The sequence below is a fragment of the Stenotrophomonas sp. STEN087 genome, assembly GCF_056759115.1.
The window spans coordinates 22,921-35,362 of sequence record NZ_JBRRCR010000037.1; the positions used below are offsets into that span (position 1 = coordinate 22,921).

General features: G+C 66.5%; 11 protein-coding genes. All 11 read right to left on the reverse strand.

Translation table 11 applies throughout. From position 1 onward, the window contains the following. Positions 1–41 precede the first annotated feature (41 nt). Entirely contained in the window at positions 42–632 is a 591-nt protein-coding gene (locus ACVOK1_RS11680; RefSeq protein ID WP_481562155.1) for an HD domain-containing protein, read from the reverse strand. Between the two features lie 30 nt (positions 633–662). Beyond that, on the reverse strand, positions 663–1,250 hold the full coding sequence (locus ACVOK1_RS11685; protein ID WP_079221150.1) for a TetR/AcrR family transcriptional regulator: 588 nt from the start codon (positions 1,248–1,250) through the stop codon (positions 663–665). 63 nt (positions 1,251–1,313) lie between these two features. Then, complete coding sequence (locus tag ACVOK1_RS11690) at positions 1,314–2,399, reverse strand: sialidase family protein (RefSeq protein WP_481562156.1); 1,086 nt, start codon at positions 2,397–2,399, stop codon at positions 1,314–1,316. Positions 2,400–2,404: 5 nt separating this feature from the next. Then, a complete protein-coding gene (locus ACVOK1_RS11695) occupies positions 2,405–3,964 on the reverse strand; it encodes a sodium/sugar symporter (RefSeq protein ID WP_481562157.1) in 1,560 nt (519 codons plus the stop codon). A gap of 26 nt (positions 3,965–3,990) precedes the next feature. Beyond that, positions 3,991–4,893 carry an SMP-30/gluconolactonase/LRE family protein gene (locus ACVOK1_RS11700; protein WP_481562158.1) on the reverse strand — a complete coding sequence of 301 codons (903 nt, stop codon included), beginning with the start codon at positions 4,891–4,893 and terminating at the stop codon, positions 3,991–3,993. Next, positions 4,890–5,645, reverse strand: coding sequence for an SDR family NAD(P)-dependent oxidoreductase (locus tag ACVOK1_RS11705; protein ID WP_481562160.1), 756 nt, complete (start codon positions 5,643–5,645; stop codon positions 4,890–4,892). The genes ACVOK1_RS11700 and ACVOK1_RS11705 overlap by 4 nt, the downstream gene beginning before the upstream one ends. A gap of 35 nt (positions 5,646–5,680) precedes the next feature. Continuing rightward, positions 5,681–6,829, reverse strand: a complete 1,149-nt coding sequence (gene dgoD / locus ACVOK1_RS11710; RefSeq protein ID WP_481562161.1) for a galactonate dehydratase — start codon at positions 6,827–6,829, stop codon at positions 5,681–5,683. Beyond that, a complete protein-coding gene (locus tag ACVOK1_RS11715; protein ID WP_254051543.1) occupies positions 6,826–7,446 on the reverse strand; it encodes a 2-dehydro-3-deoxy-6-phosphogalactonate aldolase in 621 nt (206 codons plus the stop codon). The genes dgoD and ACVOK1_RS11715 overlap by 4 nt, the downstream gene beginning before the upstream one ends. 25 nt (positions 7,447–7,471) lie before the next feature. Then, a complete protein-coding gene (locus ACVOK1_RS11720; protein ID WP_481562162.1) occupies positions 7,472–8,188 on the reverse strand; it encodes a FadR/GntR family transcriptional regulator in 717 nt (238 codons plus the stop codon). 99 nt (positions 8,189–8,287) lie between these two features. Further along, entirely contained in the window at positions 8,288–11,044 is a 2,757-nt protein-coding gene (locus ACVOK1_RS11725) for a TonB-dependent receptor (protein ID WP_481562163.1), read from the reverse strand. A 73-nt stretch (positions 11,045–11,117) separates the two neighbouring features. Next, a complete protein-coding gene (locus tag ACVOK1_RS11730) occupies positions 11,118–12,266 on the reverse strand; it encodes a cellulase family glycosylhydrolase (RefSeq protein ID WP_481562164.1) in 1,149 nt (382 codons plus the stop codon). Positions 12,267–12,442 lie beyond the last annotated feature (176 nt).

Here is a 12,442-nt window from a genome sequence, read left to right on the forward strand (position 1 = left end):
AGGGCTCCGCGCCGGGTTGCCTTCTGTTCATTTCCTGGGCTTCAGCGGGGCGCCGGGTGGCTTTGGAAGTGCTCGATGACCCACTGTTCGCAGAGTGCCCACAGGCTCGGCGCGCCTTCGCGGATGACCGGACCATAGCGCTCGAGCACTTGTTCCATGGAGACGCCATTCTCCGTCCAGGTCCCGCCGCCTGCGAATATGTTCGCCAGCAGGGGTTGGAAGCGATCCAACGCCTTTGCAAACCTGGCGTCGGCGCTGCGCGCGCTTTCGAATTCATGCCACAGCGCCAACATGTCCTCGCCCTGTGGCTGCGGCAGCATGCCGAAAAGCCGCTGGGCGGCAACGGCCTCCAGCTGCGCCTGATGGGCGGCACTGGTGCCGCCATGGATGGGCATGTCACCCACGTCGATCTCGACGATGTCGTGCAGCAGAAGCATGGTCAGCACGCGTTGCACATCGACCGCTTCCGCGGCGTGCTCAACCAGCACCAGTGCGTACATCGCCAAGTGCCAGGAATGTTCGGCCGAGTTCTCACGCCGGCTGCGGTCGAGCAGGGGAGACTGGCGAACCACGCTCTTCAGCTGGTCGATCTCGCGAAGGAAGGCTATCTGCTTCTGCAGTGTCGTCGCCATGGAGCACGCTTCCCGTGGGGTCGAAGGGGATCAGGCGGCCGGGGCCAGGCGATCAAGCGACACCCGGACCAGGGACTCGAACGCCGCCGGTTCGCCCAGGCCACGCGCGGCGAGCATCGCACCATGTACCGCGGCCATGAAGGTGCGGGCTTCCACCTGTGGCGTCGCATGCAGCTGCAGCTGGCCCCGGGAGAGGCCCCGCGTCATCGTCGAGGTGAGCCACTGGCTCAGGTCATCGAAATGCCCGCGCACCTCGGCCGCGACTTCGGGCGGCAGCGTGGGCAGCTCGGCGGCCAGCATCGCGCCGATGCAGAACGAGGACGTGCCGCCCAGGATGCAGCTGGACCAGTAGTCCGAATAGGCGGTCAGCTCGCCCAGTGGGTTGTCCAGTTGGCCTTCCAGCAGCGCCAGGCCGGCACGGGCTTCGGCGCGGTAGCGCGCCACGACCTCCCGGACCAGATCGACCTTGGTGGGGAAGTGGTGGTGGATGCTGGCCTTGCTGATGTTTACCTGCGCTGCGATGTCTGCATAGCTGAAACTGTTGTAGCCGCCAGACTCGAGCAGAATACGGGTGTAGGCGACGATCTCGGCAGCTTTCGGCGAGAGCTCGGTATCCATGAGGCACCTGAAGGTCCAAAGTATCAATCTACCAGTTGATAGGCTTTGGCGCAACGGACCCGTTCAGCGCTCATTCGATGGGCGGTAGGTGCCGAACCGGATCTGCACAGCCCCCTCCACCACATTGACCACGCCGATCTCCTGCGGGCCGATCTCTACAACGGCGGGCCAGGAGTGGCGGAAGCCGAGTGGCCATGCAGGCGGGCGGATCGTCTTCCACGTAGTGCCGGCGTCCTCGCTTGCGCTGACCTCGTTGAGGCAGGAAGTCACGAACATTGCGCCGCTGGCGGTACTCATCACATGCGGGCCGCACTTCTGGTCGGCGAGGGGCGTGCCCAGGCCGACCGGCCACGTGCGGCCGTCCGCTGACGTTTTGTACGACACCGGGCATTGAGGATCGTCGCCGCAGGTTTCCAGCACCATCAGGTAACCGCCGCCCGGGCGAGCCGAGATGACCGGCATGCCGGGCCGCAGGCGGCCTCCGCCAGGCTGTTCGGCAATGGTCGCCGCTGCAGACCAGGTGCGGCCACCGTCGTTGGATATGCGCTGCGACACCACCTGGTTGTAGGAGGGTTTTTCGTCGGCGCGGGTTTCATCGGCATAGACCACCGACAGGCTGCCATCCTGCAGCGGCGTCAGCACGGGTTCCCACACACCGCGGTCCTTGCGCCCGCGCGGCGTTTCGTTGGCGGTAATGGTGCTGAGGAAATGCCACTGCCGGCCCTGGTCATCGCTGGCATACAGGTTGAGGCGGTACGAGCGGCGGTCGATCAGCGAGCGCATGGCCAGCAGCACCCGGCCATCGGGCATCACGCGCAGTTCGCCGTTGTCGAGCAGCCGCCCGGGCTCGGACACGCTGGACAAGGGCGCCCACGTGCGCGCGTTGTCATCACTGACCAGCAGCTGCAGCGTGGTCGGGCGGCCCTTGGGATAGTGGGTGGTTACGGCCAGCCAGCGCCCGTCGGGCAGCCGGGCCAGACGGCCCCAACCGGCATTGGCAGCGTCAACCGTCAGCGTGTCTCCCCACTCCACGGTGGTTGCAGTGGCAGGCTGGGCGGCGAAAAGCAGCGCAGCGAAGCCCAGTGCAAGGCCGCTGCGTCGCAGCGGGCGGGCCAGAGCGTCCATCGGGGACATTTTCATCAGGCGCATGTTGGTCACCAGTAGGTTGCGTACAGCGCGACAAGGATGGCCACCACGGCCAACGAGGCAACGTTGAACGAAGGCGCGGTCGCGAAGCCCACGTCATCGGTCCGGATGCGGTCACGATCACCGCGTGCACGGGTGGCCAGCGCCACGCCGACGCCCAGCAGCAGCGTGGCCAGGAACACCACGCCCATGCGGTCCATGAAGGGCAGCAGCGGCCACAGCAGCTTGAACGCCAGCGACAGCACGAACGAACCGATGGCTGCCGCCAGCGCGCCGGCTTCATTGGCGCGCTTCCAGAACAGGCCCAGCAGGAAGATCACCACGATGCCCGGAGTGAAGAATCCGGTGAACTCCTGGATGTACTGGAAGCCCTGGTCGAAGCTGCCCAGCAGCGGCCGCGCGGTCAGCAGGGCCACGATGATCGAAACGGTGGCCGCCAGCCGGCCGACCCGGACCAGCTTGGCCTGCGGTGCGTCCGGCGCGCGCTTGGCGTAGAAATCCAGGGTGAAGATGGTGGCCACCGAATTGATCTTGGACGCCAGCGAAGCGACGATGGCGGCGATCAGGGCAGCGAACACCAGGCCGAGAATGCCACTGGGCAGCAGCCCCAGCATGGTCGGGTAGGCGGCATCAGGGCGTTCCAGGTTGGGCGCCAGCATCACCGCGGCAATGCCCGGCACCACCACGATGGCCGGCAGCAGCAGCTTGAGGAAGGCTGCGAACACCACCCCCTTCTGCGCTTCCTGCAGATTCTTCGCGGCCAGCGCCCGCTGGATGATGTACTGGTTGAAGCCCCAGTAGCTCAGGTTGGCGATCCACATGCCGCCCAGCAGCACCGACAGGCCGGGGAGATCCTTGTAGAACGGATTGTCCTTGCTCAGGATCATCTCGAACCGTTCCGGGTGCGCCTGCCACAGCTGCATGAAGCCATCGCTGACACTGCCGTCGCCGATCTTGCCCAGCGTGATGAACGTTACCAGCAGGCCGCCCAGCACCAGCAGGCAGACCTGCACGATGTCGGTCAGTGCAACCGCCTTCAGGCCACCGTACAGCTGGTACAGCAGCGCGAATGCGCCCAGCAGCACCAGCGCCACGTTCTGGTCCAGGCCGGCCACGCCGGCAATGGCGATCGAGCCCAGCCAAAGGATCGACGTCAGGTTGACGAATACGTACAGCCCCAGCCAGAACACCGCCATCAACGTGCGGATGCGGTTGCCGTACCGTTCCTCGAGGAACTGCGGCATGGTGGTGATGCCATTGCGCAGGAAGATCGGCAGGAACCACTTGCCCACGATCAGCAGGGTCAGTGCCGCCATCCACTCATACGAGGCGATGGCCAGGCCGATGGCGTAGCCGGAGCCGGACATGCCGATGATCTGTTCTGCCGAAATATTGGCCGCGATCAGCGAGGCACCGATCGCCCACCAGGGCAGGCTGCGGCTGGCCAGGAAGTAGTCCTGGGCCGATTTCTGTTGCCCGGCCTTCTCGCGCGACACCCACTGCGCAAGGATGAAGATGCCGGCCAGGTAAGCCAGGACGATGCAGATATCGAGGGTGGAAAGGCTCATGGAATCTCCGCGGGTGGTCCGCGCTGTCAGCGGGGCGGCAGGTGGTCGGGGTTGCCGGCGAACCGGGGCTCGGGAAGGCCGGCGATGCCGGCATCGATGGCGAACAGATGGCCGGCCAGCGGCTCGCGGAAATGCTGGGCCGGGTCCAGCCCGTCCAGCGCGCTGGTGACGAACAACGTCCGCAGGTCGCTGCCGCCGAAGGCGGGCCGGGTCGGCTGGCTGGCCGGCACGCGGATGACGCAGTCCTCGCGGCCATCGGGCAGGTAGCGGACGATCCGCGATGCACCCCAGCGTGCATTCCACAGGCCGCCCTCTGCATCGACCGCGCTGCCGTCCGGCTCGCCGGCCTCATCACGCAGGTCGGCAAACACCTGCACCGGGCCGAGCGTGTCGCCATAGCGGCAGCACCACAGCAGCTTCTGCTGCGAGTCGCAGAAGTACAGGGTGTCACCGCGCGGGCTGAAGGCCACGCTGTTGGAGATCGCAACCGCTGGCAGGGCAAGACGCTCCAGCCGCAGATCGGCGTGCAGCCGGTAGAACGGCGCCACGGCCTGCTTCAGGCCGACGGCCGGTTCGTGCAGCATGCCGAACACGAAGCGGCCCTGGCGGTCGCACGCGCCGTCGTTGGCGCGGGTCTGTGCGACCTCGTCCAGCCGGTGCAGTTCGCGCAGTTCGTTGCGCCCGGGATGGAAGAATGCCAGCCGCGTTGCCAGCGCCAGCAGGAGCCAGCCCTCCGCCTCGCACAAGGCCACCGATGCCAGGCGTTCGGGCATCGCCCACTGGTCCACCGCAGCGGTAGCTGGATGGTAGCGCCACAGCCGGGACTGGACGATGTCGGTCCAGTACACCGCCTGCTCGCGTTCGCACCACACGACGCCTTCGCCCAGCGTATTGGCGGACGCCACCGCGGGAGTCAGGGCTGCATTCACACCCAGCCTCCATCCACGATGAAATCCTGCCCCGTACACATGCGGCTGTCGTCGGCCGCAAGAAACAGCGCTGCACGGGCAAGGTCATCCTCACGCAGGTAACCGGGCAGGCACTGCGCGCGGCGCAGCTGTGCCTCGCCTTCCTCATCCAGCCACAGCCGCTGCTGCTTTTCGGTGATCACCCAGCCCGGCACCAGCGCGTTGATACGGATGCGGTCCTGGCCCAGTTCCCGCGCGAGGCCGTTGACCAGGCCGTGTACGGCCGACTTGGCCATGGCGTACATCGGGTAGCCGCTGTTCTTGATCATCCAGCCGGTGGAGCCCAGGCAGATGATCGAGCCGCCGCCGAGTGCGCGCATGTCCGCTGCGACGGCCTGGATGGCGAAGTACTGGTGGCGCAGGTTGACCGCGATGCTGCGCTCGAAGTCTTCGGCTCGCGTGTCGGCAAGGCTGTGGCGGGCGTCGTTGGCCGCATTGTTGACCAGCACCGAGATGGGGCCGATCTGCCGGCGGGCCTCGGCGATGGCGGCCTGGAAGGACGCAAGCGCGGTGACATCGGCATGCAGGTAGATCGGCACGTGGCGCACATCGGCCAGTGCCTGGACCAGTGCATGGCCGCTGGCATCGTCGATGTCGAGGAAGGCGACCCTGGCACCCTGCCGGGCAAAGTGCTCGACGAAGGCTGCGCCGATGCCGGTGGCACCGCCGGTCACCAGCACACTGCGACCGTCCAGGCTGGGATAGGTGGCCATGGCTGGCTGCGGAGGGAGGGGGATGGTCATGCCGCTCACCACTCGGCCACGCTGCCATCGGCATGGCGCCAGATGGGGTTGCGCCAACGATGGCCTTCGGCGGCACGCTCGTCCACGTACGCCTGACTGATCTCGATGCCCAGCCCGGGGCCATCGGGGATGCTGACGAACCCGTCCTGGTACTGGAAGGGCGTACGGTCCACCAGGTAGTCGAGCAGGTCGTTGCTGGCGTTGTAGTGGATGCCCAGGCTCTGTTCCTGGATGAAGGCGTTGTAGCAGACCGCATCCAGCTGCAGGTTGGCGGCCAGGGCGATCGGCCCCAGCGGGCAGTGCAGGGCCAGGGCCACGTCGTAGGCTTCGGCCATGGCTGCGATCTTGCGCGTTTCGGTGATGCCGCCCGAGTGCGAAGGATCCGGCTGCAGAATGTCCACGCCACCGGTCTGCAGCACGCGCTTGAAGTCGAAGCGCGAGTACAGGCGTTCGCCGAGGGCGATCGGTGCCGGCGAAAGCGCGGCGAGTTCCGGAATGGCTTCCAGGTGTTCGGAAAGCACCGGCTCCTCGATGAACATCAGGTTGAACGGGGCCAGTTCGCGCATCAGCACCTTGGCCATCGGCTTGTGCACGCGCCCATGGAAATCCACGGCCAGGCCGACATCGTTGCCGACCGCATCGCGCACGGCCTGCACGTTCTCCAGCACGCGGGTGACCTTGGCATGCGAGTCGACGAACTGCACTTCTTCGGTGGCGTTCATCTTGACCGCGGTGAAGCCCCGGGCCACGGCTTCTGCAGCCGCACGCGCCGTGTCTGCGGGGCGGTCACCGCCGATCCACGAATAGACCCGGATGCGCTCGCGGACGGGGCTGCCCAGCAGGGTGTGCACCGGTACGCCCAGTGCCTTGCCGTGGATGTCCCACAGCGCCTGGTCGATGCCGGCCAGCGCACTCATCAGGATCGGGCCGCCGCGATAGAAGCCGCCGCGGTAGAGGACGTTCCAGTGGTCCTCGATGTGGCGCGGGTCCTTGCCGATCAGGTAGTCGGAGAGTTCTTCCACAGCGGCGGCAACGGTATGTGCGCGCCCTTCGACAATGGGCTCGCCCCAGCCGCTGATGCCCGTGTCGGTGTCGATGCGCACAAAGCACCAGCGCGGCGGCACGAGGAAGGTGGTGATGGCGGTGATTTTCATGCGTGGGAGTCCGTGTTCGCCTGGTGCCAGGCGTCGATGAAGGCGCGTGCGCGGCGTGCGACCTCGGCCGCCGGGGTTCCCGGGGCATACAGCGCCGAGCCGATGCCGAAGCCGGCGGCGCCGGCGCTGCGATAGGCGGCCATGCGCTCAGGGGTGATGCCGCCCACGGGCAGCAGTGCGGTGCCCGCCGGCAATACGCTTGACCAGGCCTTCAATACGGGGGGCGGCAACTGCTCGGCAGGGAACAGCTTGAGTGCGTCGGCGCCAGCGCGCAGCGCAGCGAAGGCCTCGGTCGGGGTGGCAACGCCGGGCGTGCAGCGCATGCCCAGCGCATGTGCCGAAGCGATCACCTCGACATCGGCATGGGGCATCACCAGCAGGCGGCCGCCCGCATTGGCGACATCCTGTACCTGGCCGGTGGTCAGCACCGTGCCAGCACCGACCAGGCAACGGTCACCCAGCTGCCGGGCCAGCAGTTCGATGCTGTGCAGTGGCTGCGGTGAATTGAGCGGCACTTCCAGCAGATGGAAGCCGGCATCGGCCAGGGCCGCACCGATCGCGGGTGCTTCCTGCGGGGTGAGCCCGCGCAGGATCGCAACCAGGGGAAGGGGTTGCATCCACGCGGTACTCATCGGAAGTCCTCTATCGAACGGGTGCGCGCCTGCGCCGGCCACCCTTCAGGTTGGCCTTGGAGTCGGCAATCATGTCCAGCATGGCGGCGCGCGCCACATCGGGCTGCTTCAGCCTGATGGCGTCGTACACGTCGAAATGCCGTGGCAGGGAGTACTTGAAGTCCTTGGCCGTCTGCGCCGAGAGCAGGAAGAAGGTGCCCAGCGCCGCGTCGATGACCGAGAACAGCGAGCCCAGCAGCTCGTTGCTGGTGGCATCGAGCACGCTCTCGTGGAACGTCAGGTCGGCCTTGGCCCATGCGTCCTGGTCGGTCGCATCGGCCATCGCCTGGTACGCCTCGCCGATCCTGGCCAGCTGTGCGGGCGAGCGCCGCTGGGCTGCCAGCGCCGCGGCCGCCGGCTCGATCACTTCGCGCATCTCCACCAGCTTGTTGACGAAATCCTGGGTGGGCATCAACGCGCAGCGCCACGCCAGGATGTCGCTGTCCAGCTGCTTCCAGTGCCGTGGCTCGCGTACCCGTGACCCGGTCTTCTGGCGAGTTTCGATCAACCCTTTCGAGCCCAGTACCTTCAAGCCCTCGCGCAGCGCGGAACGGCTCACGGACAATGTCTGCGCCAGAAGTTCTTCCTTGGGCAGGAACTCGCCTGGCTGAAGTACGCCGCTGATGATCCGTTGCCCGATCTCCTGGGCGACCTGGTCGTAGAGATTGCGTACCTCGATCCGTTTCACGGGTGCCCCTCTGGCTCGGTGCGCCGCAGGCCGCGGCCACTCCTATTATCCGACAAAAGGGAAGCAGCAGGGTGTGGGGGGTGTTCATGCAGTATTCCTTCAGAGCTTGAACCGGAAGCCGATGCCCACGGTCTTGTCCTGGTAGCGGATGTCACGCGGGCGGGTGTTGCCGTTGCCCCAGTACTGGTGCAGGTTGTTGCCCAGCAGGTTGGTGGCGGAGAACACCACGGTGGTGCGCGGGGTGGCGTCGTAGCTGATCGAGAAGTCCAGCGAGCTGGCAGCCTCGACCTGGTCTTCGGTGCCGGCCACGGTGGGCTGGGTGAAGAAATCGATGTAACGGCTGCGGTATCCATACGCCAGGCGCGCCGACATGCCGAAGTTCTCGTAGAACAGCACGGCGTTGTAGTTGTTCTTGGAAACGTTCTGCAGCGGGCGGGTGGTGATCGGGCCGCCGAGGAATTCCGGCGACTTGGTGTCACCTTCGATGTAGGTGTAATTGAACTGCGCACCCAGGCCGCTCCAGGCCCCCGGCAGGAAGTCGAAGGTCTGCTGGTAGGCGAATTCCACGCCCTGCAGGTGGCCGCTGCCGGCGCTCTGCGGCGAGGACAGCTCGTAGGTTTCCCCGGCGATGTCGACGTTGGTGATGTAGTTCTGGATGTAGCCGTTGATGTCGCGGTAGAAAACGCCGGTGCTGACGTAGCCCACCGGTGAGAAGTACCACTCCAGCGAGGCGTCGTAGTTGGTCGACTTGATCGGGCTCAGGTCCGGGTTGCCGCTGCTGGCCACGCCGGCACGATTGAGCGTGCCCGGGTTCAGTGAGATCGAAGGATTCAGCGCGCCGAAGTCCGGGTAGCTCATGGTCTTGGCCGCGACCAGGCGCAGCTGCCAAGCCTCGTTGAAGTGCAGGTTCAGGCTGGCATTGGGCAGCGCCTGGGTATCTTCGGTGTTGCGGCTGATGGCGCTGTAGACGCCGCTGGCGGCATCGAACGAGTAGGCATTGAGCTCGCGCTTGATCTGCTCGGCGCGGACGCCGACCAGGCCATCCACCCGCAGGTTGCCCAGGTTGAAATCGTACTTGGCCTGCAGGTAGCCGGCCGACTTGCGCTCCTGGATGTCGAAGAAGCGCCCCGGATTCTCTGCGGCCAGGCCGTCGGCCAGCCCGTAGTAGTTGCGCAGCGCATCGGCGTTGCCGATCAGATAGTCATAGCAGGGTGTCAGGAACGGCTGGTTCAGGGCCGAGTTGCCGCGCTTGCTGCAGAAGAACGTGCCGCCCGGGATCGCGCCGGACGCAAGCAGGGCGTCGACCTGGTTGGCCGGGTTCGGCGAAGCGGTGATGTTGCCGGTGCCGGGACCGCCCGGGGGCGGGGTGCTGATCTCGACGCTGCCCTTCGCGCTGGCATTTCGGTCTGCATAGCGCAGGCCGAACTGGATGGCGGCGATCGGGCCATCGAGGAATTCGAAGCGGCCATCACCGCGCCAGCTGTTCTCCTCGCCACGCGACTCGCCCCACGTCTGGAAGAGCCCATTGAGGTAGTAGCGCGAGGAGTCGCTGGCCGGGTTGCCGGCCAGATGCCAGTTCTGGTGCTTGCCTGCCGTGCCGTCCCAGATCGTGGTGATCGGGCCGTTCATGAAGGTGTCGATGATGAAGTTCTCATCGCGGTAGTAGCCCGAGGTCCGCGACACCTCCGTGGACAGCTCCAGCTGATCCCCGCGCCACTTGAATCCAAGCGCGTTCTGGATGTCCTGGCCACGCTGCCGGTGGGCCTGGGTGCTGCTGGCGGCATAGGTGTCGCCGGTCCATTCGCCACTGCTGGCATCGCAGATGGTCTGCCCGGCCAGCGGGCCGTCAAGGCGGTTGGCATAGCAGTTGTCGCCCACCTGCAGGCGGGTGGGCTGTACCGCGCCCACCGGGAAACTGAACAAGAATGCCTGGTCGTAGTCATCGCGCACGAAGTCGTACAGGCCTTCGACATAGACCTCGGTGCGCTCGCTCGGCTTCCACTGCAGCGCGTAGTTGAAGGCACTGCGCTTGCGGTCGCCCTGGCTGTAATTGGTACCCCAGCCATTCGGCGCCGCCACCAGGTTGCCGGCGTCGGTGCGCATCGGTGTGCCGTCGTCGTTGTTCAGCACCTTGGGGAAGTCGCCCCACACCGCATCGTAGACATAGTGTTTGCCGACATAGCCGAAGTTGACCATGGCGCCGAACTGCCCAGCGTCGGTATCCCAGCGGTTGCTCAGCAGCAGGCTGGCCGACGGGTCGATGTCGCCGCCGTACTTGCTGTGCGTGCCGGTGACCGTGCCAGCAATCTCGGCACCGTCGAAATCCAGCGGCCTGCGCAGTTCGATATCAACCAGGCCGGCAATGCCGCCCAGCGGCAGGCTGGCTTCGCTGCTCTTGTAGACACTGAGGGTCTTGATTGCGGTGGCCGGCAGGTTCTGGAACGCATAGCCGCGCCCCGAGCTGCTGAAGATCTCGCGCCCGTTGAGCGTGCTCACCACATTGGGCAGGCCACGGATGACGACCCCGGTGGTCTCGCCCTGGTTGCCCTGCGCGACCTGCACGCCGGTCACGCGCTGCAGTGCATCGGCAACGCTGTTGTCCGGCAGCTTGCCGATGTCTTCGGCAACGATTGAATCGACCACCATGGCCGCTTCCTGCTTGAGCGTCTGCGCGGTCTGCAGGCTCTGGCGCAGCGCGGTCACCGTCACGGTATCAAGATCGGTGGCGGTCGGCTGCTGGGCCGTAGGTGAGGCCGGTCCGGTGGTGCGGGTGTCCTGGGCCCGGGCAAGGCCGGGCAGGGCCAGTGCGGACAGGATGGCAAGGGAAAGCAGGGTGCGGGAAGAAGAAACGGTCATGGCGGTAGCTCCGGATTCCGGAAAACAAGCGCAGGTGGGAGCTGCACCGGGCAGTGCCGGCGCAGCGGAAGATTCAGAGGGCGGGCACGGCGTTGCGCGGGGTCTTGGCCAGGCTGCGGAACAGCTCTGCCTCACGGGCGCGGTAAGGCGTTCCATCGGCCTTCAACAGGTCGTGGAACCAGACGGTGGGCTCTTCCATCGTGTACGGGCGCTGCCAGCTGTCCCACGGGAAGCGGGTCTGGATGGCGCCATCCACGAAGCCCCAGTTGATCATGCCGATGTTTTCGCGGCGGGCGATCGGCAGGATGGTGTCGACATTGGAACCGGCACCGCGGGCCAGCCACTCGGTGCAGATGAGCGGACGGCCATGTTTGCGCAGCTGCGCTACACGTGCCTTGAAGGCTTCGGGCTGCTCGTAGTTGTGGAAGGTGATCACATCGGACTGTTCCAGCTGGGTGCGCTGGATCGAGGTCAGGGAAGCGGCGCCCGGCGACCAGTCATCACCGATCCACACGCCGCTGGTCAGCGGCTGGGTCGGCTTCCTGCTCCGCGCCCATTCGAAGATCTTCGGCAGCAGCTCGGCAATGCGGGCCTGTTCGCCCTCCAGCTGCTTGTCCATGTAGTTGCCGCCGCCCGGGTTGTCCGGTTCGTTCCACAGGTCCCAGGCCAGCACGCGCTTGTCATCGGCGAAGGCGCCCACGACGCCTTCCACATAGCTGCGGAAGTGGGCGTCATTGGCCGGGTCCACCAGGGCATGGCGGCTGGGGCTCTGCACCCAGCCCGAGTTGTGCACGCCCGGAATGGGGCGGTGCTGGGGGCCGAGCACCGGGTCCGGATCCCAGCAGCTGTCGAACAGCACGAACATCGGGCGGATGCCGTGTTTCTGCGCGATCGCCAGGAACGTGTCGATGCGCTTGATCAGGCCCTGCGGGTCCTGCTTCCACAGCAGGTCATGCAGGTACACGCGCATGGTGTTCATGCCGAACTGCTCGTGTGCCCAGCCCAGCTCGCGGTCGATCGCCACCGGGTCGAAGGTCTCGGGCTGGAACATCTCCAGCTGGTTGATCGCGTTGGACGTTGCGTAGTTCGCACCGACCAGCCACTGCTGCTTTGCATACCACGCGTCGGCCTGCGCCGGGGTCCAGCGTGCGGTGTCGCTCGCATGTGCCATCGGCGCGACGGCGAGCAGGGTTGCCAGCAAGGGGGAAAGCCACTTTCGCATGGGATGCATCTCCTTGGTCATGAGCTGCCCGCTCCCGGCAGGTGCCGGAAGGGCGGGGCGTGGTGCGATGTCGTCGGGGGGGGGGGGGGGCGGCGGGCCGGGCGCAGGGCCGGCCGGGCGGGGGCGAGCCCCGCCGGGGGGGGGGGGGGGGGGGGGAGGGGGGAGGCGCAGTGGGG

Coding starts and splice junctions, on each gene's coding strand:
- ACVOK1_RS11680 (WP_481562155.1), bottom strand. CDS start 632: ATGGCGACGACACTGCAGAAGCAGATAGCCTTCCTTCGCGAGATCGAC.
- ACVOK1_RS11685 (WP_079221150.1), bottom strand. CDS start 1,250: ATGGATACCGAGCTCTCGCCGAAAGCTGCCGAGATCGTCGCCTACACC.
- ACVOK1_RS11690 (WP_481562156.1), bottom strand. CDS start 2,399: ATGCGCCTGATGAAAATGTCCCCGATGGACGCTCTGGCCCGCCCGCTG.
- ACVOK1_RS11695 (WP_481562157.1), bottom strand. CDS start 3,964: ATGAGCCTTTCCACCCTCGATATCTGCATCGTCCTGGCTTACCTGGCC.
- ACVOK1_RS11705 (WP_481562160.1), bottom strand. CDS start 5,645: ATGGCCACCTATCCCAGCCTGGACGGTCGCAGTGTGCTGGTGACCGGC.
- dgoD (WP_481562161.1), bottom strand. CDS start 6,829: ATGAAAATCACCGCCATCACCACCTTCCTCGTGCCGCCGCGCTGGTGC.
- ACVOK1_RS11715 (WP_254051543.1), bottom strand. CDS start 7,446: ATGCAACCCCTTCCCCTGGTTGCGATCCTGCGCGGGCTCACCCCGCAG.
- ACVOK1_RS11725 (WP_481562163.1), bottom strand. CDS start 11,044: ATGACCGTTTCTTCTTCCCGCACCCTGCTTTCCCTTGCCATCCTGTCC.
- ACVOK1_RS11730 (WP_481562164.1), bottom strand. CDS start 12,266: ATGCGAAAGTGGCTTTCCCCCTTGCTGGCAACCCTGCTCGCCGTCGCG.